Genomic DNA, 25,766 nt, shown 5'->3' on the forward strand with positions numbered 1-25,766 from the left:
TCGCAAGATCGGGGGCGTTTTTGTGTGTCAGGCGAAAATTACTTCGCTTTCACACCTTCAAACGAAACGTACAGCTCGACCGCGTCGGACTTCGGACCCAGGTCTTTCTGCTTGCCGAAATCGGAACGCTTGATGGTGGTGGTGCCTTCGAAGCCGGCACGGTAGCCGCCCCATGGATCCTTGCCTTCGCCCAGGAAGGTCGCTTTCACGACCACTGGCTTGGTGACGCCCAGGATGGTCAGGTCGCCGGTCACGTCAGCGGTGTTGGCACCGGTGGACTTGACGCTGGTGGAGACGAAGGTCGCCTTGGCGAACTTGCTGGCGTTGAGGAAGTCAGCGCTGGCGATGTGCTTGTCGCGCTCGGCGTGGTTGGTGAACACGCTGGCGGTGTTCACGTTGAACTCGATCTTGCTGTCTTCAGGCTTGGCAGCGTCGAAGCTGAACTTGCCATCGATGTCCTTGAAGGTACCGGTGATGAAGCTGTAGCCCAGGTGGTTGATCTTGAAGTCGACGAAGGCGTGCTGGCCTTCTTTATCAACCACGTAGTCAGCGGCCATCACGTTGGCGGACAGGACGGCAGAGCCGATTGCCAGAGCGGCCAGAGTCTTTTTCAACATGCTTTGTTTTCCTTTGGAGTCGAGGTTGAACATCAGGCTTTGCGTCCCAGCATTCGTGTCAGGGTCGCATCACGATCGATAAAGTGGTGCTTCAATGCTGCCAACGCATGAAGGCCGGAAAAAATTACCAGCGCCCACGCCAGCCAGAGATGAATCACACCGGCGGTATCTGCCTGATCCGGTAGTCCGGAAACCAGTGCAGGAACTTCAAACAGGCCAAACACCGGGATCCCGACACCGTCTGCGGTGGAAATCAGGTAACCGGCAATCATCACGGCGAACAGCGCAAGGTAGAGGAACCCATGGCCGAATTTGGCGCCGATGCGGGTCATGCGGCTGTAGCTTTGCAGCGTTGGCGGTGGTGGGCTGATAAAGCGCCACAACACCCTCAACACCATCACACCCAGCAGCACCAGACCGATGCTCTTGTGCAGATCCGGCGCGTCTTTGCGCCAGGTGCTGTAGTAATCCAGCCCCACCATCCACAGACCCAGCGCGAACAGCCCGAAGACCACCAGCGCCACGCCCCAGTGCATGAAGATGCTGACCCAACCGTAGCGCGAAGAAGAGTTACGTAGCTGCATTGCCCAAATCCTGTGAGAACTGCGAACCAAGACTAGCGAGTTATCTATCGAATTAAAGCGGAAAATTTCGCTTTGAAATATCGAGAAATACGATCAAGAGCTTCTGACCGTCGCGTTAAGGAAAGATTAACCCATAGCAGAATCACACGTCTTAGCGAGAAAAATCATACAAATCCGCCACCCACTGACGTAGTCGTTCGTCAGAAAAATCTTCAATTCATTTAGGAATTCGAGGCGATTTGAGTGGGATGGAAGGACTGGAGCTATGCGATTTTTTTGACCATCGGAACCAAAAATTTGAAGGGGATTTCGCATCTGGACCTGCGACAGAGTGGCTACTACTCTCAGGTGGGGCAAATGTAAGTCCATTGTCCAGCAGTCGGAAACAATGCCTGACGGACCGCAATTCAACACAGGGAAAAAAGATGCGTTTTGACGGCCAACTCGAAGAACTAAAGCAAAAATTAAACTCTCTCCAGCATGCTGGAGAATGGCGAGTCGTCAACCCAAACCAATATCAATTCAGAGCCAATAGTAAGGGGATCATGAATTGGTTCCCCTCAACAGGGAGCATCACATTTCAAGGAAACCCGAGATCCGCCGAACAATTAAGACTACTTGTTGAAGGATCGCTGATCAGCAGCACTGATTCGGAACACCCATACATAGAACAAAGCTCGATAGAAGTAGAGGCTGCCTTCGCTGAGTTATCAACAAGCTCGACAGAGACAGGCGCATATTTTCTCGATGACTCCTACTCAGACTCTGAGCTGGTTATCGGCCTGGTTGGGACGATCGGCACCAACCTAAACGAAGTTGCAAGACTCATAGACGAACGACTGTCTAAATTCAACTACACAACAGAAAGCATAAAAATATCTACAGATATAATCTCTACATTGGGATCTCCACTTTCAAGCACAGATGAATTTGGCAGGATCAGTTCCTTTATGGAGGAAGGGAACAACCTTAGAAAAAACAGCAAAGATAACTCAATACTTGCTCTCGGCGCTGCCGCCAGGATCAACTTTCTACGAGGCAAGCAAGAAGCATTGCGCAGAAAAGCTTTTATTATCAATTCACTGAAAAATCCAGCCGAAGTACAAAGACTACGAAAAATATACTCGAACGGTTTTTTCTTGATTGGCGTCCATGCTGACCATACAAGACGGCATGACTATCTAACAAAAGAAAAATCGATTCCTGAAGATCAAGCCTCTAAATTAATCGACAGAGATGCCGATGAACGTGATGACTATGGGCAGCATACGAAAGACACCTATCACTTATCCGACTTCTTCATCGACTACAACGGCAACTCCGACTCACTGAAAAAGCAGATATGGCGAGTTTTTGATCTGCTTTTTGGCAAACCGTACGTTACGCCTACATTCGATGAATACGCAATGTTCATGGCCTTCTCAGCCTCATTAAGATCTGCTGATCTTTCTCGGCAGGTGGGTGCAGTTCTAACGAAAGACAGATGTATCGTCTCGACTGGAGCTAACGATGTGCCAAAAGCACACGGAGGGCTGTACTGGCCTGAAGTGGACGACGTTACCCAGGAAATCGTTGACGCAAAGGATGGGCGCGACTACATGAGAGGAGAAGACTCTAACGCCACACAGAAGAAATTGATCATTGACAGCATTCTTGAAGTAATCCCAGAGGAATACAAAGAAAAACTAAAGCCCTTGATCAAGGGCAGCAAAATAAAAGACATCACCGAATATGGAAGAGTTGTTCATGCAGAAATGGAGGCACTTCTTTCAAGCTCAAGATTGGGCATTAGCACATCAGGCAGCGACTTATACTGCACAACATTTCCCTGCCACAATTGCGCAAAACATATCGTTGCGGCTGGAATCAAGAGAGTCGTATATGTTGAGCCATACCCGAAAAGCAAGGCACTGGATTTCCACTCAGATTCCATATCACTAAATCAGAGAAGCAGCAACGTTGTATTTGCACCGTTTATCGGAGTTGGCCCACGAAGCTTTTTCAACCTATTCTCCACTAATCTCGGTAGTGGCTATCCAGTAACCAGAAAATCCGAGGATGGTCAGGCTCTTGACTGGAATGAGTCCGATGCTAAATTACGCACCCAAATGCTGCCTTGCTCGTACATTGAACGCGAAACCATAGCTGCAACCCTCCTATCAAGGTACCTAGAGGAAAGCCAAAATGACGCCCACTAAAGAAGAGTTTCTCAACCATTTAGCGGAATCTCGCCGTACTGTTGAGCAATGGCCTTCTTGGAAGCAAGAGGCACTCAAAGCATCTCCTCAGCAGCATTCTTCTTCATCAGCTCCATCTGCTCAGCAGAAAGAAAAGCGCTGAACCGTCTCCTCGGCTCTTATCCGATAGAGCTTGAAGCCCGACCTAGGGCAGATTAACCAAAATGGTTGATCCATAAAAAAGCGCGGCCTGAAAGCCGCGCTTTTTCATTCACCGCAAAGCCTTACTGCGCTTTGGTCTCGGTGGTTGCCGCCGGTTTGGCCGCTGGCTTCTTCGCCGGTTCAGCTTTTTTCGCCGCTGGTTTGGCCGGAGCTTTTTTCGCTTCGGTCTTGGCCGCCGGTTTCTTCGCTGCTGGTTTGGCAGCCGCTTTCTTGGCTGGCTCGGCTTTTACCGGAGCTGCTGGCTTCGGTGCTTCCACCGGAGCTGGCGCAGGAGCCGGGGTCGGTGCAGGCGCTGGAGCGGCTGGAGCAGGTGCCGGCTCTGGCGCTTTCACTGGCTCTGGTTTCTTGTCGTCGTCCGAACCGCCGAACAGGTTGGTGAAGAAGTTGCCTTTCTTCGCCGCCACTGCACCCGCTGCACCCGCCGCTGCGGCGGTGGCTGCTGCCGGGCCGACCTTGGCCGGTTCGAAGGATTTGCCCGCCGCCAGGTCTTCAACCTGACTGGCCGCACGCTGGCCGGTGCGCAGTGCGCCTTCCAGGGTGCCCGGGTACAAGGTGTCGGTGTGTTCGCCGGCAAACGCGATGCGTTGCAGCGGACGCTCCCACAGACGCCAGTATTTGCTGATCTGGCCAGGGCCGAAGGCGAGGTAAGAACCGCCGGTCGATGGATCGGTGCTGTAACGACGGATTTCATAGCCGGTAAACGAACCACGGGCCTGTGGATAAAACGCGTGCAGACGAATCAGCACCTGATCGACCATCTGCTTGTCGCCGAAGGCCTGCATGACGCGGGCGTTGTCGCCGGACAGGTTGATCACCACATTCGCGCCGCCCTTCAGGGCTGGCTCGATCCACAACATGCCAAGACCGGTGTTGCTGTAGATCTCGCCGGACATCCGCGCCTTGCTTTCCCACACAGGCGTCTTGAACTTCAGCATGATCTGGTCGCGCCAGCCGTAGTTGGTGCCTTTGATCGCGGCCAGGTGCTGGGCGTCCAGCGCCGGGGTCAGCTGGATCTTGTTGAGGGCGCGCAACGGCACCGCCAGCACCACGTAATCTGCCGAATAACCGACGCTGCCGACCTTGACGGTCACGCCGTCCTTGTCCTGGGTGATGGCGGATACCGGCGAATCGGTCTTGATGGTTTTCAGCTGCTTGACGAAAGCCTGGGCCAGCACCGGGCTGCCACCGACCAGACGCGAAGCGCGCAGGTCACGGTCGGACACGCCGCGATAGACCCGGCTTTGCTGTGCGAAGTACAGCAGCGACAGACGCGAAGGCTCGTCGTAGTGGGTGCGGATATCCTGGTTGATCAGCTGACGCGCGGTGGCCGGCAGGTTCTGCTTGTCGAGCCAGCTCGAGACGTTGATCTGGTCCAGTGCATGCAGGGTGTTGGTCGCCGCCGGGTTCTGCGGATCGTCGATCGAGCGCGCCAGATCGTCACGGGTTTTCTCGTAGCGCTTCAGCGCTTCGGCCGTGGCAGGCTGTTTGGTGGTCAGGTCGGCGGCGGAGAAATACTCGCCATCGATCAGGTAACCCGGGGTCCGTACGAATTCAGGCGCTGGCGTGGTGTTCAGCTTGAAGGTCGACACGTACTTGTTCAGCACAGGCTGAGTCTTGTCGTTGCCGATCCACTCGCTGGTGGCCATGCCCGAGCGACCGCCCAGGCTCGGCTTGGCTTCGAGCAGCGTGACCTGCCAGCCCTTGTTCTGCAGTTCGTAAGCCGCCGTCAGGCCCGACAGGCCGCCGCCGATCACGATTGCGGTTTTATCCTTGGCCAGCGCCGTAACGCTAAACAGCCCCAACACCACTAGCGCACAGGCGCGCAGCCAACCGACAGACATTCAGCGAACTCCGGAAAAACACGTAGGAAAATGCAGTTTTGCGGGTCAGACGACCCAAAGAACCGCGAAGAATACGTCAGCCATCAAAACGCCGCCAGCGACGTCTATCGGCCCATACAAAGTAGCTCAATCGACACAATGGGTTGTCCCGGCGCGACGCATTGCATAGGCTTGCGCGATTGTTTGCCCGCGCCTGACGCGAGCCGCCTCGAGGAGACTGAACATGGGCCTGAACAACCAGTGGATGCAACGCGATCTCGCGGTGCTGTGGCATCCCTGCACCCAGATGAAAGACCACGAACAGCTGCCGCTGATCCCGATCAAGCGCGGTGAAGGCGTCTGGCTGGAAGACTTCGAAGGCAAGCGTTATCTGGATGCGGTCAGCTCCTGGTGGGTCAACGTGTTCGGCCACGCCAACCCGCGCATCAACCAGCGCATCAAGGATCAGGTCGATCAGCTGGAACACGTGATTCTGGCCGGTTTCAGCCATCAGCCGGTGATCGAGCTGTCCGAGCGTCTGGTGAAGATGACTCCCGAGGGCCTGAACCGGGTGTTCTACGCCGATAACGGTTCGTCCTGCATCGAAGTCGCGCTGAAAATGAGCTTTCACTACTGGCTCAACCGGGGCCAGCCGAACAAGAAGCGCTTTGTCACCCTGACCAACAGCTACCACGGCGAGACCATGGCAGCGATGGCGGTCGGTGACGTGCCGTTGTTCACCGAAACCTATAAAGCCCTGCTGATGGACACCATCAAGGTGCCGAGCCCGGATTGCTACCTGCGCCCGCAGGGCATGAGCTGGGAAGAACACTCGCGCAACATGTTCGCGGCCATGGAACAGACGCTGGCGGAAAATCATGACAGCGTCGCTGCCGTGATCGTCGAGCCGCTGATCCAGGGCGCCGGCGGCATGCGCATGTACCACCCGGTCTACCTCAAGCTGCTGCGCGAGGCCTGTGATCGTTACGGCGTACACCTGATTCACGACGAAATCGCCGTCGGCTTCGGCCGCACCGGAACGATGTTCGCCTGCGAACAGGCCGGCATCCGCCCGGACTTCCTGTGCCTGTCGAAAGCCTTGACCGGCGGTTATCTGCCGTTGGCCGCCTGCCTGACCACCGACGAGGTGTACAGCGCGTTCTACGACGATTACCCGACCCTGCGCGCCTTCCTGCATTCGCACAGCTACACCGGCAACCCGCTGGCCTGTGCGGCGGCGCTGGCGACCCTGGATATTTTCGAGCAGGACAACGTGATCGAAAACAACCGGGCGCTGGCCCAACGCATGGCCTCGGCGACAGCGCATCTGGTGGATCATCCGAATGTCTCGGAAGTCCGTCAGACCGGCATGGTGCTGGCGATCGAGATGGTCAAGGACAAAGCCACGAAAGAGGCTTATCCGTGGCAGGAACGTCGCGGCCTGAAGGTGTTCCAGCATGCGCTGGAGCGTGGCGCGCTGCTGCGTCCGTTGGGCAGCGTGGTGTATTTCCTGCCGCCGTACGTGATAACCCCGGAGCAGATCGACTTCCTCGCCGAAGTCGCCAGCGAAGGCATCGACATCGCCACCCGTGACAGCGTCAGTGTGGCGGTGCCGAAGGATTTCCATCCCGGGTTCCGTGATCCGGGCTAAGCACGACTCGTACTCGTTCCCACGTCGAGGCGTCGAACCGTCTGCGTGGGAATGCAGCCCGGGACGCTCCGCGTCCCAAAAGCGGACGCAGAGCGTCCAACGAGGCATTCCCACGCAGAGCGTGGGAACGATCTACTTAAAGAGAACCACCATGAGACTGTCCCGCTTCTTTATCGACGCCCCGCTCAGCACCGGCGAACACGAACTGCCGGAAGCCCAGGCGCATTACATCAGCCGCGTGCTGCGCATGGCCGAGGGCGATGCGGTGCAGATGTTCGACGGTTCCGGCCACGAGTTTCGCGGATCGCTGGTGGAAGTCGGCAAGAAGCGCGTGGTGGTGCAGATCGACGAGCAGTTCGCCGGTCAGGTCGAATCGCCGCTGCAAATCCACCTCGGCCAGGGCCTGTCCCGGGGCGAGCGGATGGACTGGGCGATCCAGAAAGCCACCGAGCTGGGCGTGAACGAAATCACCCCGATCTTCAGCGAACGCTGCGAAGTCCGCCTCAAGGACGAACGCGCCGACAAACGCCTGCTGCACTGGCGTCAGGTGGCGATCAGCGCTTGCGAGCAATGCGGTCGTTCGCGAGTACCGGTGATTCATCCACCGGTGCTGCTGGCCGACTGGCTGAAGCAGACCGAAGCCGAACTGAAACTGGTGCTGCACCCAGTGGCCGAGCCGCTGATCAGCCACGCCAAACCATCGACCCTGGCGTTCCTGATCGGCCCTGAAGGCGGTTTGTCCGACGCCGAAGTCGAGCAAGCCAAGGCCAACGGCTTCCACGCCGCCCGCCTCGGCCCGCGCGTGCTGCGCACCGAGACCGCGCCGGTTGTGGCGCTGGCGGTGGCGCAGCAACTGTGGGGTGATTTCTAAGCTTTTTGCGTTCACGCCGCACGGGGATTGAACCCGTGCAGATCAATGGATGTGCGCTGCTGGCCGATCAGTTCGCTGAGCAACTGCCCGCTGCCGCAGGCCAGGGTGAAACCGAGCGCGCCGTGGCCGAGGTTGAGCCACAGATTGCGATACGCCGTGGCGCCGAGCAGCGGAACGCCGGTCGGCGTTGCCGGGCGCATGCCGGCCCATTCGACGGCCGCGTCGTAGTGGCCGGCGTCGGGAAAGGTGTCGCGGGCCTGACGCTTGATCAGCGCCAGTCGCTCGGGGTCCACCGACGGGTCGAAACCGACGATGTCGACCATTGCCGCCACCCGCAGTTGTTCGCCGATACGCGCGTAGACGATCTTGCGGTCGTAGTCGGTGATGCTCACATCTGGCGCTCGATGCTCGTTGCCGATCGGCACGGTCAGGCTGTAGCCCTTCAGCGGATACAGCAGCAGGCGCAGGCCGGGTAGCGCCAGCAACGGGCTGCGATGGCCGGCGGCGATTACCAGTTGTTCGACCGGCAGGGTTTCGTCGCCAAGTTCAATGGCCGTGACCGCGCCGTGGCTGTGGCGAATGCCGGTGACTGCCTGACCAAGGCGAAACTCGCAGCGACCCGACCCCTTCAATCGCGCCGCCAACTGTTGACAGAAGCCGTGACAATCGCCGACTTCTTCATCCGGCGTGTAGATCGCGCCTACAAACGGCGCATTGGTCAGTGCCGGTTCCAGTTGTGCACATTCGGTGGCAGACAACACCTGCTGTTGCTGGGGATCGGCCAGGCCTTTGCGTGCATGGTCGAAGCTGGCGGCGTTGCGGAAGGTCACCAGCTTGCCGTTGCGCCGCCAGTTGAAACCGACCAGTCCGTCGTCCTCGCGCCAGCGTTTCAGCGTGCTCTGGCTGAACAGCGCCAGACGCAACAGGTGCGCGGCATTTTCGCGGTTGACCGAGGTGCGGCACGCAGCGAGAAACGAGGCCATCCAGCGCCACTGAGTCGGGTCCAGGCGCGGGCGCAGCTTGAGCGGTGAATCGCCGCGCAGCATCCAGCCGATCGCCTGCAACGGCACGCCGGCATCGGCCAGCGGCGCAACGTAGCGGTAGGACAACTGGCCGCCGTTGGCGAAACTGGTTTCGCTGCCCAGCGACTGCCGCGCCTCGACCACCGTCACCTCAAAACCGTCGCGCACCAGCGCCCAGGCCGTTGCCAACCCGATCACGCCGCCGCCGATGATGCACACACGCTGAGCCATGTCCGTCCTTAACCGTTCTTGAAGACGAGGCCGAGGTTAGGTTGAGGTGACAGGCGCCGAACAATGAATAAAGATGCCAAACCTATAAACAAAGGTTATGGGATCGTCATGCGCCTTCGTCATATCGAGATTTTCCAGGCCATTCGCCAGACCGGCTCGGTCAGCGCCGCTGCGCAGTTGCTGCACGTCTCGCAACCGGCGGTGACCAAGGTGCTGCAGCACGCCGAGCAGCAATTGGGTTTCCCTTTGTTTTTGCGGGTGCGCGGCAAATTGCAGGCAACCCCGGAAGCGCTGGAGCTGGAACGCGAAGTGGACAAGGTCACCGAAAGCCTGCAAGGCGTGCGGCGTCTGGCCCAGAGCCTGCGCCGCGAACCCGGCCACAGCCTGCGGATCGGTGCGACCCCGGCGCTGGCGCTGTCGTTGCTGCCGCCGGCGATCCAGCAATGGACGGCGCAATTCCCGGATATCGCCTGCGAACTGTCGAGCGCCCACAGCCGCGAGCTGATGCAGAACCTGTTGATGCGCGAAGTGGACGTGGCCCTGACGTTGCAGTTGCCGGACCATCCGGGGCTGAAGGCCCAGGCTTTGGCCTCGGGGGTGCTGGTGGCGCTGGCGCCGAAAGGTTATTGGCCGCAGGAAGATGCCGGTCAGCCGTTGCCACTGATGGCGTTGGCCGGGGCGCCGCTGATCGGGCTGTCCAGCGCCGATCCACTGGCCGCGCGCCTCGATAGTTATCTCGAAGCGGTCGAGCCACCGCCCCGTGTGCGGATCGCCGTGCAGACGTATTCGCTGGCGCGAGCGATGGTGGAGTCCGGCGCCGGGGTGGCGGTGATCGATCCGTTCACCGCCCTCGGTGCCTCACCGACCAGCACCGTGATTCGCCCGTTGGCGCCGCCCTTGCCGATCACGCTGTACGCGGTGACTCGCGCTACCGAACCGCCGCCGCATACGCTGCATGATTTGCTGGAGATCTTCAGTCAGCGCGCCGGCGAACAACTCGGCCGACTGATAGGCACTTAAAGGACGTAAAACAGAATCGCCACAAAATGCAGCAGGCTCCCGGCGATCACGAACAGATGCCAGATCCCGTGGGCGTGACGCAACCGATGGTCGAGGGCAAAAAAGATAATCCCCACGGTGTACAGCACGCCACCTGACGCCAGCCAGGCAAACCCCGCCGTCCCCAGCGCGGCGATCAGCGGCTTGACCGCCACCAGCACGATCCAGCCCATCACCGCGTAGATCACGATCGACAGGATCCGCGCCTCGGAGCGCGGCTTGATCTCTTGCAGGATGCCGATCAGCGCTAGCCCCCAGACAATCCCGAACAACGTCCAGCCCCACGGCCCGCGAAGGGTCACGAGACAGAACGGCGTGTAACTGCCGGCGATCAGCAGGTAGATCGAAAAGTGATCGACCTTCTTCATGATCGCTTTCTTGCGCCCACGCACGCTGTGGTACACGGTGGATGCGCTGTAGAGCACCAGTAACGTAAAGGCGTAAATCGCCACGCTGACGATCTTCCACGGGCTACCGTCGAGGCTGGCGATCACCAGCATCCAGACGCCCCCGACAAACGCCGCTACCGCCCCGACCAGATGCGTCCAGGCGTTCAGTTTTTCTCCGTGATACATGTGTCGCACACCTCGATTTCATTACCGCAGCGCGCAAGGCTCGGGCCTCGAGCGTAAAAGCGCAATGTTTCCGTTCAACGCAGGCCTGCGCCTGTCCTGATATTTGGGCACAATCGACCGATACCAAGAAGAGTCCGCGCCATGCTGATCGACGAAGAATTGACCCTGAAGAAACTCGAGGTGTTCCTCGCCTTCATGCGCACCGGCAACCTTGCCCGCGCCGCCGCCGAATTGCAGACCAGCAACGTCAGCGTGCACCGCGCGATCCATTCGCTCGAGAGCGCCCTGCGCTGTCCGCTGTTCAAGCATGAAGGGCGCAACCTGACGCCGCTGGAAAGCGCCTACGTGCTCGAAGAGCGGGCGCAGAAGCTGATTCAGGACGTGGTCGAAAGCGTGCGCCTGACCCGCGAAGCCGCCGGGTTCTCGGCCGAGCGCTTCAAGCTCGGCTCGCTGTATTCGCTGACGGTGAAAACCGTGCCGCAGCTGATCATGGGTTTGAAGATCCGCCGCAGCGAACTCAACATCGACCTGATCCTCGGCTCGAACATCGACCTGCTCTACAAGCTGAAAAACATGGAAGTCGACGCGATCCTGGTGTCGCTGGACGACACCGTCAACGATCCGGACTGCGAACAGATCCCGCTGTTTTCCGACGACATCTTCCTCGCCACCCCGGCCGATTCGCGCTTCGCCCAGCGCAGCGAAGTGGATCTGGCGGAGGTGCGCGACGAAACCTTCATCACCCTCACCCAAGGCTTCGCCACCCATCAGGACGGCATCCGGGTGTTCATGCAGGCGGGGTTCGAGCCGAAGGTGGCGATGCAGGTCAACGACATCTTCACCCTGCTGAGCATGGTCAGTTCCGGGGTCGGTTATGCGTTGCTGCCGGGGAGGATTGCAGCGGTGTACGAGAACCGGGTGAAGCTGATTCCGTTGCAGGAAAAGTACCGGTTGCAGCAGCACATTGGGGTGGTGTTTTTGAAGGCTAAAGAGCGGGATCCGAATTTGCTGGCGTTGCTGGCGGAGTGTCGGATGTATGCGAATCGCCAAGGCTCACAATGATCGTTCCCACGCTCTGCGTGGGAACGCCTCAATGGACGCTCTGCGTCCGCTTTTGGGGCGCGGAGCGTCCCGGGCTGCATTCCCACGCGGAGCGTGGGAACGATCAGTCAGGTTGAGGTCAGCCAACGATTCCGCGAACAATGAAGAACAGCAGCGAAGGCCCAAGCAGGCAGCCAAGCCCAGTGTGGAAGGTCGCGGTCAAAGCGCCATAAGGCACCAACCGCCGATCCGTCGCCGCCAGCCCCGCCGTCACGCCACTCACGGTCCCGGCCAGCCCGCCAAACACCATCGCCGAACGCGGGTTATCCAGGCCCATCCAGCGCGCCGCCACCGGCGTGCCGACCATCACCAGAATCGCCTTGATCAACCCGGTGGCAATCGACAGCGCCATCACATCCGAGGTCGCGCCAATCGCTGCGCCGGTCACCGGGCCGACGATGTAAGTCACCGCACCGGCGCCGATGGTGGTCATGCTCACGGCATCGCGATAACCGAACGCGTAAGCCATGCACGCGCCGACAATGAACGGCAGGATCGTGCCCAGCAGCAGCGCAATCACGCCGATCATCCCGGCCTTTTTCGCCTCGGTCGCCTGCACTTCAAACGCGGTAGCGACAATGGCGAAATCCCGCAGCATCGCGCCACCCATCAGGCCGATGCCGGAGAACAGCGTCAGGTCCGCCAGGCCCTTCTGCCCGCCCGTCATCGTCCCGCCGACCCAGGCCAGCACCAGGCCGATGACGATGGCAATCGCCGAGCCGTGAATCCGTCCGAACGTCAGGCGTTTGGAGAGGATCACCGAGACCCACATGATCACGCCGACGAAAGCGAACGCGGTGATCAGACCGTTGTGTTCCAGACCTTTTTCAATGAGATCCCACATGTCAGCGACCTCCTACTGGCGTGCCGACCGGGGAGATTTCCGCCGGTTCGTCGGGCAAAGGCTCGCCCTTGTGGGTGCGGCTGATCAGGGCAATCGTGCAGCCACAGACCACCACCGAACCGATCGCCGCCAGCACCGCCACCGGGCCGCCGTGCAGGGCGGTGACGACGTTCTGTTGCGCGGCCATCGCCACCACCACCGGAATGTACATGGCGCCCCAGAAGCCGACGCCCATCTCGCACTCCTTGGTCATGCCGCCGCGTTTCTGCATCCACAACCGCGCGCAGATCAACAGGATCATGGCGATGCCGACCCCGCCAACGTTGGATTTGACCCCCAGCAGCACGCCGAGCAGGTCACCCATGATCACCCCTGCCAGCGTACAGATCGCCAGCAGCGCCACACCGTAAATAATCATTGTTGTAGTCCTCAAAGTGCATCGTCGAATGTTGTTTTTGTTGTTCGAAGCCTGAGTCGGTGATTTAGGGTCGTCGGCCCTCCTCTTCACGCAACAGCGCCTGCAAGGTGTCGAGCCGGGCACTGTCGAAGGCAGTGACGGTGCCCTGCTCGAACACCCGGCGCGCCAGCCCGGTCAGCACCGCACCGGGCGGCAGTTCGATCTGTAGACGTACGCCGCGCTCGTAGGCGCTTTGCACGGTGCCGCGCCAGTCCACCACGCGGCACATGTTGAAGGCGAGATCGTCGCGCAGCGCGGAGGCGTTGGTCACAGGCCTTGCGCGACTGCCGCTCAGGTAAGCGATTTTCGGTGTTTTCAGTTCAACCTTTTTGAACGCTTCGGCGAGGGTTTGCGCAGGCTCATCCAGTAACGGGCAGTGCGACGGCACGCTGACCGCCAGACGTTTTGCCAGCCCGGCGCCACGACTGCGCGCCAGCTCGGCGACCGCTTGCATTGCCTTGTCGCTGCCGGCAATAACCGCCTGGTTATCGGCGTTGATGTTGGCCAGGTACACCGGTGCTTCTGCGCTGTGCACCTGCGCCAGCAGCGTTTCGACTGTGGATAATTGCAGGCCGATGATCGCGGTCATGCCGAAGCCCTGTGGATAAGCCTGCTGCATCAACTCGCCACGCAGGCTGACCAGATGCAACGCATCGCTGAAGCGCAACGCCCCGGCAACCACCGCTGCCGGGTAGGCACCGATGGACAGACCGGCGACGTAATCTGCGGTGAGTCCGTCCTGCAACAATTGCCGTGAGGCTGCGACTCCAGCGATCAGCAGGCAGAGCTGAACCGCCCGTGTGCTGCGCAGCGCTTCGCTGCAATCCAGCCGCAAGACATCTTCACCGAGGCTTTCGCTGGCCTCGATCAGCGTTTCCCGAGGCAAACGCTGGAGCATGCCGGGCTGCTGCGCGCCCTGACCGGGAAACACCAGCAGACTGCTCACGCTGCCTGCTCCTGCGGATTCCACGGATCAGACACCAGACAGGCTTCATGGGCGTTTTTCAGCAGCACCCGCGAAGCGTTTCCGGCCCATTCGCGCAGGGCGACGGCACCGAATGGCGTCTGCAATTGCAGGTCGACCCGGCAGATCGCCTGATCGAAAACCGCGACCAGTTTACGTGCCTGATTTCGGGTAATGAGTTGCGGTGTACGCAGGATCAAATCGAGATCGCTGCGCTCGTGCATCGCGATAAATCCACTCGCCAATTCAAACCCGGCACTGCCGCTGACACCCCAGATCCAGCCGCAATCATCAAGCACCGGCCGCAATTGCCGCAGCGCGTGCATGACCGGCAGATCACGCTCGCTCTCGACCTGACAAAGCACTTCCGGGCTGACCCGGCAGGCAATCGAATCGATCGCCATGAACGCCGCCAACCGCTGCTCGCGCAACCGACCGCGCACGCCCACTGCCACGACCCCGTCTTCACTCAACGCCCGCCGCACCACCACCGGTTGCCCGGCCGCCAGCGAATCAATCGCCCACTGCGGCGCATCCGCCGGCAACTGCGCCGGCGTCATGCCCCACAACAGGTCGTGGGCCAGAGGCGTGCTCACCACTGCGCCCTCAGCAGTTCACGCACGCGGCTGGAGGCTTCGCGATTTTTCGCGCCGAGACGATTGCTCAAATCCGTCGCGCCAATATCGCCGATGGCCTGGGTCAGGCACTCGGTCACCCGCGCCAGATCCTCCGCCGTCGGCTGTTCGATTTGCTGCACCGACAGGGTTTCCCAGAGCAAGCCGAGACTGGCATAGCTGTCGATGTCATAGGCCATCGGCGGCACGCTGGACGCCAGCGCCTCAAGTTCTTCGACACTGCGCAAGGTCACCCGCGCCGCCGAAGCCTTGCCCATCGCATGCACCATCACCCCCGGATCACGCAGGGCAATCAAGCGATTGGCCTGATAACCGTGAGCGAGGAACGCCCCGGACATGGCCTTGCCCACCAGCAGCGCAATCACCGGATGCCCGGCCAGACGGGCGCGGGCATAAGCATCTGCCGCACCGGCCAAAGCCTGATGAATGCCGAGGGCTTCTTCGCGGCGACCGTAGGCCTGGCTCGGAACATCGACGATGGCGATCAAAGGACGCTTTTGCGTTTTGTCACGGTCGGCGGTGATTGCGTCATCCACCGCTTTCGCCAGGCCCCAGCCTTCGAGCAAACCGACTTCGCCGTTGCGAGCGCGAGGGAAACGGTTTTGCGGATCGGCGACCACCGCAATAAAGCGCCCGAGTGGCCCGTCGGCGACCTTCAACGATGACGGCAAACCTTCAACAGCAATCGCGCCAGCGCTCAAGGCGTTGAACCAGTTCAAACCGCGCACGGAATAACCGCTCATGAGCGCTCTCCTTGATACAGATCGCGAACCACCGAAGGCTCGATTTGCTTGTCAGTGTCCAGGCTCGTCAGGCGTTGCAGGAACCATTCGGCCCGCTGACTGCGCGGTTGCGCCGGCAAGCCTTGTTGCAGCAACTCGCCGACCTGCTGGCGAATCTGCGCCACGTCATCGGCAACGTAACGGTCCACCAGACCACTGGCGAAACGTTGCTCGCCACCGGTCAGGCTCCAGATGAAGGGCCGGTCGCGAGAGTCGTACTCCTCGATCCCGGCTTCCTGCTCGATCACCTGCGGGCCGTTCAGGCCGAGGCGCGCTTCCTGGGTCACCAGCAAGTAGCTGCACAGCGCGACGGCAATCGACATGCCGCCAAAACAACCGACACTGCCGGCCACCACGCCGACCACCGGTTGGTACTGCTGCAAATCGACAATCGCCGCGTGGATGTCGGCAATCGCCGCCAGTCCGAGGTTGGCTTCCTGCAAGCGCACGCCGCCGGTTTCCAGCAGCAGGATGGCGCGGGTCGGGATGCCTTTGCGGTTGTCCTCGGCGGCCAGTTCCAGCGCGCCGGCGATTTTGGCGCCGCCGACTTCACCAAGACTGCCGCCCTGAAATGCACCTTCAATCGCCGCGATCACCACCGGCAAACCATCGAGGCTGCCCTTGGCGATCACCACGCCGTCATCGGCCTGCGGCACGACGCCCTGACGTTCGAGCCATGGCGACATGACGCGTTGAAACGGGTCGAGCAATTCGCGGAAAGTGCCGGCGTCGAGCAAGGCTTTCGCCCGCTGCCGGGCGCCGAGTTCGACGAAGCTGTGTTTGTGCAAAAGTGCCGAGGTGTCAGTCATGGCCGATCTCCTCGAAGCCTTGCTCCAGACGCAGACGCACCACGCCCGGGGTCGCGCCGAAGTCGTGGATATCGATGGCCATCGCCGGCGGTGTGGTGCCGTCGAACATCCGCGCAAACAGATGCTGCCAGCGCTGCTCGGCACCATTGACCGAGGTCTGCACATTGATCGTCAGCTTGCCGGCCAGGCCCGGTTCGATCAGCACTTCCAGATCGCCCGAGCCGACACAACCGACCAGCGCCCGACCGCGCGGCGGCTGCCCGGCGGGGAATTCAAAGGATAAGGTTTCCATCAAAACGCTCCCTGAAGGATGCCGTCGCGCTCGATCCGGTCGAGCAACAACGTGGCGGCGAGCAAGTCGGCGGCGCCACCGGGCGAGGCATTCAATGCGATGAGTTGTTGATCCAGTTCGTGCAGGCGACGGCGACCGGTGAGGCTGGCGCTGCCACCGGCGTCGAGCACTGCCTGGGCGCCGTGCTGCATGGCGTGCAGACCCTGTTCGCCGGCGCGGTACAGCACGCAGGTGTCGGCGAGGTCAGTCATGATTGCGAGCAAGCCATCGAGCCGGGCGTTCTGTTCGCCGTGGCCGGCGGCGCGGCTGCGTTTGAGCTGCGGCAGACCGCGTTGCACAACGGACGGAAAGCCGAGTTGCGCTTCTTCCCGGGCACCGCGAGCGCCGTAGCGCTGGGCGACTTGCGCGCCATGGCTCAGCGGGCGCGGCGCATAACGGTCATCGAGCAATGCCAGACGCGCAGCGCGCAGGGTCACGGCACTGGCATTGGTCGATTTGGTGTCCAGCGCAGCAGCCGTGACCAGCAGGCCCAACGCCCAGATCGCCCCGCGATGGGTGTTCACGCCGTTGGTAGTAGCGAGCATCGCTTGCTCGCCTTCCCGTCCGATACGGCCGATCGCTTCGCGCAGCGGCAAGCCGATTTCGCCGAACTCAAGCGCGGCTTCGGCCATTTCCTTGAACGCCGGCCACAGCGCCAGTGCCGAGGCGTGCATCAATCCGAGGTGCAGATCGGTGTGTGCACCGTTTCCGCGACGATCAACCAGCGCCGGTTTCGGCGACAGGTCGGCTTCGTCAATCAGCGCGTCCACTGCCAGGTCCGCCAGCCGTTCCGCGAGGGTGATGGTTTTCGGTTGCAGGTTGAGTGCGTGCATTACCAGCTCCTGAACTTGGCGGGCGGGTTGTAAAGGCCGCCGGACCACTCGACCAGATCGGCCACGCTCTTCGCCGCCAGCAGTTCGCGGGTGGCGTCGGTGCGACGGATGCCGAGGTCTTCCGGCAAGGCGATCAGGCCTTCGCGGCGCATGCGTTCGGTGTCTTTCGGGTTGTGGCGCAGGCCGATGGCAGTGACGCCGGCGACCGCAGCGATCATCGCCTGACGCTCTTCCAGCGAGCGCGCCTTGTACAGGTAGGCGATGCCTTCTTCGGTGAGCAGGTGAGTGACGTCGTCGCCGTAGATCATGATCGGCGCCAGCGGCATGCCGCTTTTCTTCGCCACCTCCACTGCGTCGAGGGTTTCGACGAAGGTCGGTTTGCCGCCCTCCTGGAACGTCTCGACCATCTGCACCACGAGTTTCTTGCCGCGCTCGAGCATCGGTTGCTGCGAATCATCGTGGCGCATATCGAGCCAGGCCGGAGTGCCGTGACGACGGCCGCGCGGGTCGTGGCCCATATTTGGTGCGCCGCCGAAACCGGCGAGGCGGCCACGAGTCACGGTGGAGGAATGGCCATCGCCATCGACTTGCAGGGTTGCGCCGATGAACAGGTCCACCGCGTATTGCCCGGCCAGTTGGCAGAACATCCGGTTGGAACGCAGCGAGCCGTCGCGCCCGGTGAAAAACACATCGGGCCGGGCAGCGATGTAGTTTTCCATGCCCAGTTCGGTGCCGAAGCAATGCACGCTTTCGACCCAGCCGCTTTCAATCGCCGGGATCAGGGTCGGGTGCGGATTGAGCGTCCAATTGCGGCAGATCTTGCCCTTGAGGCCGAGGGATTCACCGTAAGTCGGCAGGATCAGTTCGATGGCCGCGGTGTTGAAGCCGATGCCGTGGTTCAGCGACTGCACGTTGTGTTTTTCGTAGATCCCGCGGATCGCCATCATCGCCATCAGCACGTGCACAGGCTTGATGTGCCGGGGGTCGCGGGTGAACAGCGGCTCGATGTAGAACGGCTTGTCGGCCACCACCACGAAATCGACCCACGATGCGGGGATGTCCACGCGAGGCAGTTCGCTGACGTCGTCCACCAGTTGATTGACCTGGACGATGACGATGCCATCGCTGAACGCGGCCGGTTCGATCAGCGCCGGGGTGTCTTCGGTGCTCGGGCCGGTGTAGATGTTGCCGGCACGGTCGGCCATGAACCCGGCCGAGAGCACGACGTTGGGAATCAGGTCCACCACCAGCCGGGCGTAGAGTTCGATGTAGGTGTGGATCGCGCCGATTTCCAGCAAGCCGTCTTCGAGCAACTGGCTGATGCGCAGGCTCTGGGTGCCGGCGAAGGAGAAATCGAGCTTGCGGGCGATGCCGCGTTCGAACAGGTCCAAATGCTCGGAGCGACCGACGCTGGGCATGATCATGTGCAGGTCGTGGAGCTTCTCGGGATCGGCCTTGGCCAGCGCACGGGAAAGGAAATCCGCCTGCTTCTGGTTGTTGCCCTCCAGCACCACACGGTCGCCCGGATGGATCAGCGCTTCGAGTGCCGCGACGATTTTGTCGGTGGGCAACACCGCACCGTCGGCCAGCCCGCGCACCTTGTCGAGGCGCCGCTGCTTCTCGTCACGCCGCCGCGTCCAGCGCGAGTCGGGGGAATTGGTTGTTGTCATGCTCACTCCACGGGGTTCGCTGTCGTGGAGCTACCTTAGGAGTGTGATCGAGGGGCATCAATCAAGCGCAGTGGCGAACCGTTACGGTGAGCGTAACGATCAGTGGACAAGCCCCGCATCCACCAACAATGTCTCCAGCGCCAACAAATCCGGCACCTTCGCCAGCTGCTCCCCCACCTGCACCGCCGCCTGCTCCAGCGCACACAACGGCACGTCGACATAACTCAACTGACTGTCGAGCTTGTACGAGCGCGGGATCCCCTGCACCAGCAGCGCGATGAACTTCAATTCCGGCCGCCCGCCGAGGGCGTTGAGGATGACGATCCGTGCCCGTTCGCCGATGACGATCTTGTTGCCGCACGCCGACTCGAAACTCAGCAGCGGAATCTGCCGCTCGCGCCAGGTCACCCGACCGAGATACCACGGTGGCGTGTCGAGATCGAAGGCGCTGGACTGGTAGTCGATCAGCTCGGCGACGGCGACGTTGGGCAGGATCAGGTTGCGATCCGCCAGCGGCAGCAACAGCCCGGTGAGTTGGCTGGTGCGCTGGTTGTGCCGGCGTTCATGCATGTTTTTTGCTCCACAGGGCGATGCTTTCGAGCAGCACCGATTCCTGGTACGGCTTGCCGAGGTAGTCGTTGACGCCGATGGCCATCGCGCGGTCGCGGTGTTTCTGGCCGGTGCGCGAGGTGATCATGATGATCGGCAGGTGTTGCAGGCGTTCGTCGTGGCGTACCTGGGTCGCCACTTCGAAGCCGTCCATGCGCGGCATCTCGATGTCGAGCAGCATCAGGTCCGGCATGTGTTCTTCCAGCAGCAACATCGCATCGACCCCGTCCTTGGCGGTCAGCACGTTCATGCCGTGGCGTTCGAGCAGGCGGCTGGTGACCTTTCGCACCGTCACCGAATCGTCGACCACCATCACCAGCAACGGCTTCTGTGGTTCGCTCTCGATTTCGTGACTGGCCGAACGCTGCGGCAACCGCGCCTGCATCGCGCGGATCGGCGCCAGCAGGTCGAGAATCAGCACCACCCGGCCATCGCCGAGGATCGTCGCTCCGGACACGCCCTGCACCGACGCGAACTGCGGGCCGAGGCTCTTGACCACGATCTCGCGGGTGCCGGCCATCGTGTCGACCTGCACCGCGATGTGACGGTCGTTGCACTGCACCAGCAAGACCGGCACCGGCAGGCTCTGGCCGGACAGCTTCGGCCGTGGCGCGGTTTTCAACAACTCGCCCAGGTAGCACAGCTCATAACGCTGGCCGCCGTACTGATAACTCGGCGGATCGAGACGGAAATGTCCGTCCAGTTCATTCGGCAGCACACGGACGATGCCGTCGATGGTGTTCAGCGGAATCGCATACTGATCCTCACCGCACTGCACCATCAGCGCACGGTTGACCGACACGGTGAACGGCAGGCGAATGCGGAAATGCACGCCCTGCCCCGGCACCGAATCGATGCTCATGGTGCCGCCCAGTTGCCGGACTTCTTCGTGCACCACGTCCATGCCCACGCCGCGCCCGGAAATCTGGGTGATTTTCTCGGCCGTGGAAAAGCCTGGCTGGAGGATGAACTGCAACACTTCGCGGTCGCTGATGTCGGCGTCCGGCGCCAGCAGACCGCGCTTGATCGCCTTGCGTCGCACGGCATCCAGCGGCACGCCGGCGCCATCATCGCGGATGTCGAACACGATGTCGCCGCCCTCGCGGGACAGGTCGAGGCTGATCTGTCCTTGCGCCGGTTTGCCCGCCGCCAGCCGGACTTCAGCGGACTCCAGACCATGATCGACGGCGTTGCGCAGCATGTGCTCCAGCGGTGCGGCCATGCGTTCGAGGACGTTGCGGTCCATCTCGCCTTCGGCGTTGCCGACGCTGAACGCGACGTCCTTGCCCAACTCTTCGGCGACCTGACGGACGATGCGTTTCAGACGCGGCAACATGCGTTCGAACGGCACCATGCGCGTGCGCATCAGGCCTTCCTGCAATTCGGTGTTGATCCGCCCCTGTTGCTGCAACAGGTTCTCGGCGTCGTGGGTACGGCGGTCGAGGGTTTCCTTCAGATCCAGCAAGTCGGAAGCGGACTCGAACAGCGCCCGCGACAGCTGTTGCAATTGCGAATGGCGATCCATTTCCAGCGGGTCGAAATCTTCGTAGCCGAGGCGTTCGGCGTCCACCTGCTGGCGGCTGAGGATCCGCCCCTGGGTTTCGGTGTCGAGCCGGCGCAACTGGTCGCGCATACGCTCGATGGTGGTTTCCATCTCGTGCAGGGCGGTCTGCGCATCGCTGACTTGCTGTTCGATCCGCCCACGGAAAATCGAGGTTTCGCCGGCGAGGTTGACCAGTTCATCCAGCAGCTCGGCAGAAACCTTGACCATGTCCGCCCCGGCCTCGGGCGCCGGGGCAGCAGGCTCGACCTTGACCGCCACCGGCGGCACGGGCGTCGGAGTTTGTACGACCAGCGGATGGCTGAAGTTCTGGATCGCGCTGATCAAACGGTCTGCCGGTGGGCACGGCTGGCCAGCGCGCACCGCGTCGAGCATCTGCGCCAACCGGTCCTGGCCGCGCTGCAACAGCGCGAACAGTTCGGCACTGCCTTGCAGGGTGCCGGCGGACAGGCTTTCGTAAAGGTATTCCAGCTCGTGGGCGAGATCGCCGATCGGGCCGATTTCCACCATCCGCGCACCGCCCTTGAGGGTGTGCAGGTCACGCAGCAGGGTTTCCACTTCCTGGCGATTGCCGGGTTCGGCCTGCCAGCGCAGCAGCGCGGCGCCGGAGTTTTCGATGATGTCGAAACCTTCTTCGAGGAAGATTTCCAACAGCTCCGGATCGTGTCCGGGGCCGTCCTGCGTGACGTTGGCTGACGGTGTTTCGGGAGTGGCGCCCGGGCCCTGACGGAAGCGTCGGATCGCCTCGATCAGGTCCTGCGCCGGATCCAGCGGCTGGTGCCGGTGCAACTGTTCGAGGAACTGCGCCAGGCGCTCGTGGCTCTGGCGCAGCAATCGGTCGAGGGCTTCGCTGTGGCTGTAACGACGATCCACCAGCCCTTCGTAAAGGCCTTCCAGTTCATGGGCCAGATCGCCGACCGCCGCCACCTCGGCCATCCGCGCGCCGCCCTTGAGCGTGTGCAAATCCCGTTGCAGCGACGACAGCGGCGCGCCGTTTTCCGGGTCCTTCAGCCAGCGCTGCAAGGCTTGCCCGGCGCTGTCGAGAATGTCCACCGCCTCTTCGAGGAAGATCTCGACGATCTCGTCGTCCGGCCCGCTGTCGACGCTGTGTTGTTGCAGTTCGGCCGTGGCGCTGCCCAGTTCGCGGATGCTCAGGGTGCGGCTGCCGTCGCTGCGGATCAGGCCCATGGCCGACGGATCGAGGCTCTCGTCGAGCAGTTCGTGCAAGGCGCGGATGCGTTGCGGTTGCGGGGTGATTTCCTGGCCGGCGGCCAGTTCGTCGAGCATGTTGATCAGCGCTTCGTGGGCCTGCTGCGCTTCATGGAAAAACCGCTCGCTGACCGCCAGGCTGCTTTCTTCGACGGCGCCGTACAGATCGAGCAAGGCTTCACACAACACATCCACCGGCAGCAGATCTGCGAGGTGCGCGCCCTCGCCCAGCGTCGTCAGTTCATCCAGCAGCGCGCTGAGTTCCTGACGTTCGCCGGGGTGCTGCTGCCAGCGCTGCAAGAGGTTTTCGGCGTCGAGCAGGATGTCCATGCCCTGAGCCAGGAAGTTGTTGATCAGTTGCGGATCGCGCTTGACCCGCAACGCGCTGCTGGGGGCGTTGAGGATCGATTCCAGGCGTTCGCCGAGCAGGGTTTCGGTACGTTTGATCAGCGACTGCGCGCCGACAATCGGCGCCAGCGGATCGTGTTTGAGCTGACGCAGACCGACGCGGAACAGGCCCTCGGCCTCCAGCAGCAGTTCCACTTCGTCAAGGTCCAGCGCCAGTTGATGGGCCTTGAATTCCCGGGCGAGCTTGTCGAGCGGTGCCGCCAGTTCGGCAATCGGCGAAACCCCCGCCATCGATGCGCTGCCCTTGAGGGTGTGCAGCGCGCGCTGCAACTCGTCGCTGGCCTGCAACGGCACATGCTCGGCGGCCTGATCGAGAAAACGGTTGAGGCTGGCGAGGTGGGTTTCGGCTTCGTTGCGAAAGATCTCCAGCAACAGCGGATCGAGGGCCGCGACGTCTTCCACGTCTTCGGCCGGCAGCGGTATGTCGCCCTTGGCCAGCGCGTGGGCGCGGGCCGCGAGTTGATCGACATCGTGGCGCTGACGCTGGCCGTTGGTGGCGAATTCGCCGATCAGGTCCGGCAACAGCAGCAGTGTGTCGGCCAGCAACTGGCGCACTGCCGGACCGGGTTCAACGCTGTGTTCCAGCACGCGGTTGAGCAGGTTTTCCACCGCCCAGGCCAGCTCGCCGAGGACCAGCGCGCGCACCATCCGGCCACTGCCCTTGAGGGTGTGGAAAGCGCGGCGCAGTTCACTCAAGGCGGCGCGGTCATCGGGCTCGGCAGACCAGCGCGGCAGGTATTCGCTCAGCACCTCGAGCACTTCCCCGGTCTCTTCGAGGAACACTTCGCGCAGCTCGTCGTCCACCGGTTCTTCATCGGCCGGTGGCGGCAGCAGGCTGCCCGGCGTGGTCAGCGCCGGCGGGTTGACCGCCGAGACCGGGCTGGCCAGCACTTCGGCCAAGGATTGCACGATCTCCGGATCATCCAGCTCCTGCAAATCCTGCATCACCAGCGCTTCGCTGGGGCTGAGCACATCGTCGAGTACCGGCACATGCGGCTCGCCGGGCTGTTCGTCAGGAAAGAAACCCAGACTGGCGAGGCTTTTCTGCGCGATATCCAGCAAGTGCTCGCTGGGTGCCTGCGGATCGTCGGTCAGGCGTTCGAGGTAATACTCGAGGCTGGTGATGGCGTCGGCGAGGCTGTCGAGTTGCTGCCAGCCCGGCTCGTGAGGGTCGAGCAACAGATGCTCGCGGATAAACCCGTTGCAAGCTTCGAGCAGGCTTGCCGCGCGCGCCAACGGAATCATCGCCAGCGCGCCGCGCACCTGGGTCAGCAGCGCCGGCAGGTTTTGCAGTTGCTGGCGATCCCAGTCGGCGTCGATGTAGTCGACGATCATGTCCTTGGCCTGTTGCAGGCAGATGCGCGCTTCCTTGATCACGATCTGATGAATCTGCGTCAGGTCGGTGGTCGGCAGGCGCGAGTCCTCGGGGCTCTCCGGCTCCACCGTACCGACCATCCCGGCCAGCGTTGCTTCGACGTAGAGCAAGGCGCCGGCGACGTCCATCAGCGTGGCGTCGTTCGGCTCGCGCTGGCCCTGCGCAAGGCTGAGCACCACCGCCAGTTGATCGATGATCACCTTGCGCGGCTGACCGAAACCGAGCACCGCGAGGGTGTCGGCAATCTGCCGCAGCGGCGCCAGCAGGCTGTCCAGATCCGAGGCGTGCTGGCGGTCGCTGCGCACGAACAGGTCGAGGCGTTCCTTGACCCGCACCAGTTCTTCGCACAGCGCCGCGAGTACCGAGCGCATGGCATCGCGGTCAGGGCCGGCCAGGCGCGCGCGTTCTTCGTCGACCATCGCGCTGTCGGGCAGCGCGTCGTCCAGGGAGTAGCGATCTTTCATGGTCAGCATCTGCCCGGTGGGATGTTCGGCTTTGGCGATATAAAACAGCAGACTTTTCAGCAGTTCAGGCGGTGGCGGCTGGTTGAGGCCGGGCATGCCCTGTTCGAGCAGGCGCTTGAGTTCCTTGTCGGCGTCCTTGAACAGGCTGCGCAGGGCCGGGCTGTTGGCGATTCGCCCTTCACGCATGCCTTCGACCAGCGCCGAGGCGACCTGCCACAACGGGCTCAGCGGCGAGTTACCGCTGAGTGCTTCAAGCCGGGTAAAGACCTTGGCCAGATAAGCGAGATGCGTCTGGTCATCCTGCTCGCGGAGCAATCCGACCAGCGCCATTTGCAGCATCTGGCGTAATTTGCGCAGCACATTCGGCAGCTCCGCCGGCTCCAGCAGCGCCAGGGTTTCCTCGCCCAAAGGTGACAGCTCGGGCAACTGCGGGCTGAACAGGCTGGTTTCCGACAACAGGCTTTCGCCCCGGGCGCTGCGCAAATCGTTGATCAGCGGCAGCACCACCAGCGGCAGGTCACGGCGGGCGCCCTGCACGCGGTCGAGGTAGATCGGCAACTGCCCCAGCGCCTGCAACAGCAAGTGCAGCGCTTCGTCACGGTGGCTGACGCGGTCGTTCTGCAACGCTTCGACCAGGTGTTCCATTTCTTCGGCGAGCAATGCCGCGCCGTAGAACTCGACCATTTGCAGACTGCCGTGCACCTGATGGATGCAGGTCAGACATTCGTCCAGCCCCGGCACCGACTGCGGATCGTCGAGCACGGCTTCGATGGCCTGATGCGCCTGTCTCAGCGTCTCGGCTATTTCACCCTTGACCCATTCGAGGGCCACGTAGTCGTGCCGGTCACCCATAACCACTCCGCTCGACATGGACTCGCCCGCAGG

General features: G+C 61.8%; 22 protein-coding genes. 6 read left to right on the plus strand and 16 right to left on the minus strand.

What is annotated here, in order from left to right:
- Positions 1-38: 38 nt before the first annotated feature.
- Both AC1RT4_RS07320 and AC1RT4_RS07325 read right to left on the minus strand, forming a co-directional pair.
- A complete protein-coding gene (locus AC1RT4_RS07320) occupies positions 39-617 on the minus strand; it encodes a YceI family protein (RefSeq protein ID WP_493084687.1) in 579 nt (192 codons plus the stop codon).
- Between the two features lie 32 nt (positions 618-649).
- Complete coding sequence (locus tag AC1RT4_RS07325; protein WP_166221461.1) at positions 650-1,201, minus strand: cytochrome b; 552 nt, start codon at positions 1,199-1,201, stop codon at positions 650-652.
- 248 nt (positions 1,202-1,449) lie between these two features.
- Between AC1RT4_RS07325 and AC1RT4_RS07330 the strand changes: the two genes are divergently transcribed.
- Together AC1RT4_RS07330 and AC1RT4_RS07335 are read left to right on the plus strand one after the other, a co-directional pair.
- Positions 1,450-3,399, plus strand: a complete 1,950-nt coding sequence (locus AC1RT4_RS07330) for an anti-phage dCTP deaminase (protein WP_493084690.1) — start codon at positions 1,450-1,452, stop codon at positions 3,397-3,399.
- Positions 3,386-3,541 (plus strand): hypothetical protein, encoded by a 156-nt coding sequence (locus AC1RT4_RS07335; protein ID WP_493084693.1) that lies wholly within the window; start codon positions 3,386-3,388, stop codon positions 3,539-3,541. Before AC1RT4_RS07330 ends, AC1RT4_RS07335 begins: the two co-directional genes overlap by 14 nt.
- A 121-nt stretch (positions 3,542-3,662) precedes the next feature.
- Here the strand turns inward: AC1RT4_RS07335 and AC1RT4_RS07340 are convergent, their stop codons facing one another.
- Entirely contained in the window at positions 3,663-5,441 is a 1,779-nt protein-coding gene (locus AC1RT4_RS07340) for a flavin monoamine oxidase family protein (protein WP_493084695.1), read from the minus strand.
- A gap of 223 nt (positions 5,442-5,664) precedes the next feature.
- Here AC1RT4_RS07340 and AC1RT4_RS07345 point away from each other — a divergent pair, with 223 nt between their 5' ends.
- Both AC1RT4_RS07345 and AC1RT4_RS07350 read left to right on the plus strand, forming a co-directional pair.
- Positions 5,665-7,071 carry an adenosylmethionine--8-amino-7-oxononanoate transaminase gene (locus AC1RT4_RS07345; protein ID WP_007953301.1) on the plus strand — a complete coding sequence of 469 codons (1,407 nt, stop codon included), beginning with the start codon at positions 5,665-5,667 and terminating at the stop codon, positions 7,069-7,071.
- Positions 7,072-7,222: 151 nt separating this feature from the next.
- Positions 7,223-7,942 carry a 16S rRNA (uracil(1498)-N(3))-methyltransferase gene (locus AC1RT4_RS07350; RefSeq protein ID WP_493084698.1) on the plus strand — a complete coding sequence of 240 codons (720 nt, stop codon included), beginning with the start codon at positions 7,223-7,225 and terminating at the stop codon, positions 7,940-7,942.
- Between the two features lie 11 nt (positions 7,943-7,953).
- Here AC1RT4_RS07350 and AC1RT4_RS07355 read toward each other — a convergent pair whose 3' ends face one another.
- On the minus strand, positions 7,954-9,195 hold the full coding sequence (locus tag AC1RT4_RS07355) for a D-amino acid dehydrogenase (RefSeq protein ID WP_493084700.1): 1,242 nt from the start codon (positions 9,193-9,195) through the stop codon (positions 7,954-7,956).
- 108 nt (positions 9,196-9,303) lie between these two features.
- On the opposite strand from AC1RT4_RS07355, the gene AC1RT4_RS07360 reads away from it, so the two are divergent.
- The gene (locus tag AC1RT4_RS07360; RefSeq protein WP_493084702.1) at positions 9,304-10,215 is read left to right on the plus strand and encodes a LysR family transcriptional regulator; all 912 of its coding nucleotides are present in this window, start codon (positions 9,304-9,306) and stop codon (positions 10,213-10,215) included.
- Here AC1RT4_RS07360 and trhA read toward each other — a convergent pair.
- Positions 10,212-10,829, minus strand: a complete 618-nt coding sequence (gene trhA, locus AC1RT4_RS07365; protein ID WP_011336351.1) for a PAQR family membrane homeostasis protein TrhA — start codon at positions 10,827-10,829, stop codon at positions 10,212-10,214. The two genes, AC1RT4_RS07360 and trhA, sit on opposite strands and share 4 nt — an antisense overlap.
- Positions 10,830-10,970: 141 nt before the next feature.
- Between trhA and AC1RT4_RS07370 the strand changes: the two genes are divergently transcribed.
- The gene (locus tag AC1RT4_RS07370) at positions 10,971-11,891 is read left to right on the plus strand and encodes a LysR family transcriptional regulator (RefSeq protein WP_493084705.1); all 921 of its coding nucleotides are present in this window, start codon (positions 10,971-10,973) and stop codon (positions 11,889-11,891) included.
- A gap of 118 nt (positions 11,892-12,009) precedes the next feature.
- On the opposite strand, the gene madM is transcribed toward AC1RT4_RS07370, so the two are convergent.
- From madM to AC1RT4_RS07425, 11 genes are all read right to left on the minus strand, one after another.
- Positions 12,010-12,774 carry a malonate transporter subunit MadM gene (madM, locus tag AC1RT4_RS07375; protein WP_007953314.1) on the minus strand — a complete coding sequence of 255 codons (765 nt, stop codon included), beginning with the start codon at positions 12,772-12,774 and terminating at the stop codon, positions 12,010-12,012.
- Position 12,775: 1 nt separating this feature from the next.
- A complete protein-coding gene (gene madL, locus AC1RT4_RS07380) occupies positions 12,776-13,192 on the minus strand; it encodes a malonate transporter subunit MadL (protein ID WP_433898640.1) in 417 nt (138 codons plus the stop codon).
- Between the two features lie 64 nt (positions 13,193-13,256).
- Positions 13,257-14,177: a malonate decarboxylase subunit epsilon gene (mdcH, locus tag AC1RT4_RS07385; protein WP_493084707.1), complete on the minus strand. Its 921-nt coding sequence runs from the start codon at positions 14,175-14,177 to the stop codon at positions 13,257-13,259.
- On the minus strand, positions 14,174-14,794 hold the full coding sequence (locus tag AC1RT4_RS07390; protein ID WP_493084709.1) for a malonate decarboxylase holo-ACP synthase: 621 nt from the start codon (positions 14,792-14,794) through the stop codon (positions 14,174-14,176). The genes mdcH and AC1RT4_RS07390 overlap by 4 nt, the downstream gene beginning before the upstream one ends.
- Complete coding sequence (mdcE, locus tag AC1RT4_RS07395; RefSeq protein ID WP_493084711.1) at positions 14,788-15,573, minus strand: biotin-independent malonate decarboxylase subunit gamma; 786 nt, start codon at positions 15,571-15,573, stop codon at positions 14,788-14,790. The genes AC1RT4_RS07390 and mdcE overlap by 7 nt, the downstream gene beginning before the upstream one ends.
- Positions 15,570-16,421, minus strand: coding sequence for a biotin-independent malonate decarboxylase subunit beta (locus tag AC1RT4_RS07400; RefSeq protein WP_493084713.1), 852 nt, complete (start codon positions 16,419-16,421; stop codon positions 15,570-15,572). The genes mdcE and AC1RT4_RS07400 overlap by 4 nt, the downstream gene beginning before the upstream one ends.
- Positions 16,414-16,713, minus strand: a complete 300-nt coding sequence (locus AC1RT4_RS07405; RefSeq protein ID WP_039767948.1) for a malonate decarboxylase subunit delta — start codon at positions 16,711-16,713, stop codon at positions 16,414-16,416. Before AC1RT4_RS07405 ends, AC1RT4_RS07400 begins: the two co-directional genes overlap by 8 nt.
- Positions 16,713-17,585, minus strand: a complete 873-nt coding sequence (locus tag AC1RT4_RS07410) for a triphosphoribosyl-dephospho-CoA synthase (protein ID WP_493084716.1) — start codon at positions 17,583-17,585, stop codon at positions 16,713-16,715. Before AC1RT4_RS07410 ends, AC1RT4_RS07405 begins: the two co-directional genes overlap by 1 nt.
- Positions 17,585-19,255 carry a malonate decarboxylase subunit alpha gene (gene mdcA / locus AC1RT4_RS07415; protein WP_102716722.1) on the minus strand — a complete coding sequence of 557 codons (1,671 nt, stop codon included), beginning with the start codon at positions 19,253-19,255 and terminating at the stop codon, positions 17,585-17,587. The genes AC1RT4_RS07410 and mdcA overlap by 1 nt, the downstream gene beginning before the upstream one ends.
- A 99-nt stretch (positions 19,256-19,354) precedes the next feature.
- Positions 19,355-19,825, minus strand: coding sequence for a chemotaxis protein CheW (locus AC1RT4_RS07420; protein WP_493084718.1), 471 nt, complete (start codon positions 19,823-19,825; stop codon positions 19,355-19,357).
- Positions 19,818-25,733 carry an Hpt domain-containing protein gene (locus AC1RT4_RS07425; RefSeq protein WP_493084720.1) on the minus strand — a complete coding sequence of 1,972 codons (5,916 nt, stop codon included), beginning with the start codon at positions 25,731-25,733 and terminating at the stop codon, positions 19,818-19,820. The genes AC1RT4_RS07420 and AC1RT4_RS07425 overlap by 8 nt, the downstream gene beginning before the upstream one ends.
- Positions 25,734-25,766: the final 33 nt, after the last annotated feature.

This window comes from Pseudomonas sp. GW821-FHT11D10 (assembly GCF_058808435.1).

Bases quoted from the DNA above. Each gene is read 5' to 3' on its own strand.
- AC1RT4_RS07335 (WP_493084693.1), top strand. From the start codon at position 3,386: ATGACGCCCACTAAAGAAGAGTTTCTCAACCATTTAGCGGAATCTCGC.
- AC1RT4_RS07330 (WP_493084690.1), top strand. From the start codon at position 1,450: ATGGAAGGACTGGAGCTATGCGATTTTTTTGACCATCGGAACCAAAAA.
- AC1RT4_RS07405 (WP_039767948.1), bottom strand. From the start codon at position 16,713: ATGGAAACCTTATCCTTTGAATTCCCCGCCGGGCAGCCGCCGCGCGGT.
- madM (WP_007953314.1), bottom strand. From the start codon at position 12,774: ATGTGGGATCTCATTGAAAAAGGTCTGGAACACAACGGTCTGATCACC.
- AC1RT4_RS07410 (WP_493084716.1), bottom strand. From the start codon at position 17,585: ATGCACGCACTCAACCTGCAACCGAAAACCATCACCCTCGCGGAACGG.
- AC1RT4_RS07360 (WP_493084702.1), top strand. From the start codon at position 9,304: ATGCGCCTTCGTCATATCGAGATTTTCCAGGCCATTCGCCAGACCGGC.
- madL (WP_433898640.1), bottom strand. From the start codon at position 13,192: ATGATTATTTACGGTGTGGCGCTGCTGGCGATCTGTACGCTGGCAGGG.
- AC1RT4_RS07325 (WP_166221461.1), bottom strand. From the start codon at position 1,201: ATGCAGCTACGTAACTCTTCTTCGCGCTACGGTTGGGTCAGCATCTTC.
- AC1RT4_RS07345 (WP_007953301.1), top strand. From the start codon at position 5,665: ATGGGCCTGAACAACCAGTGGATGCAACGCGATCTCGCGGTGCTGTGG.
- AC1RT4_RS07370 (WP_493084705.1), top strand. From the start codon at position 10,971: ATGCTGATCGACGAAGAATTGACCCTGAAGAAACTCGAGGTGTTCCTC.
- AC1RT4_RS07420 (WP_493084718.1), bottom strand. From the start codon at position 19,825: ATGCATGAACGCCGGCACAACCAGCGCACCAGCCAACTCACCGGGCTG.
- trhA (WP_011336351.1), bottom strand. From the start codon at position 10,829: ATGTATCACGGAGAAAAACTGAACGCCTGGACGCATCTGGTCGGGGCG.
- mdcE (WP_493084711.1), bottom strand. From the start codon at position 15,573: ATGAGCGGTTATTCCGTGCGCGGTTTGAACTGGTTCAACGCCTTGAGC.
- mdcA (WP_102716722.1), bottom strand. From the start codon at position 19,255: ATGACAACAACCAATTCCCCCGACTCGCGCTGGACGCGGCGGCGTGAC.
- AC1RT4_RS07340 (WP_493084695.1), bottom strand. From the start codon at position 5,441: ATGTCTGTCGGTTGGCTGCGCGCCTGTGCGCTAGTGGTGTTGGGGCTG.
- AC1RT4_RS07400 (WP_493084713.1), bottom strand. From the start codon at position 16,421: ATGACTGACACCTCGGCACTTTTGCACAAACACAGCTTCGTCGAACTC.
- AC1RT4_RS07425 (WP_493084720.1), bottom strand. From the start codon at position 25,733: ATGGGTGACCGGCACGACTACGTGGCCCTCGAATGGGTCAAGGGTGAA.
- AC1RT4_RS07355 (WP_493084700.1), bottom strand. From the start codon at position 9,195: ATGGCTCAGCGTGTGTGCATCATCGGCGGCGGCGTGATCGGGTTGGCA.
- AC1RT4_RS07320 (WP_493084687.1), bottom strand. From the start codon at position 617: ATGTTGAAAAAGACTCTGGCCGCTCTGGCAATCGGCTCTGCCGTCCTG.
- AC1RT4_RS07350 (WP_493084698.1), top strand. From the start codon at position 7,223: ATGAGACTGTCCCGCTTCTTTATCGACGCCCCGCTCAGCACCGGCGAA.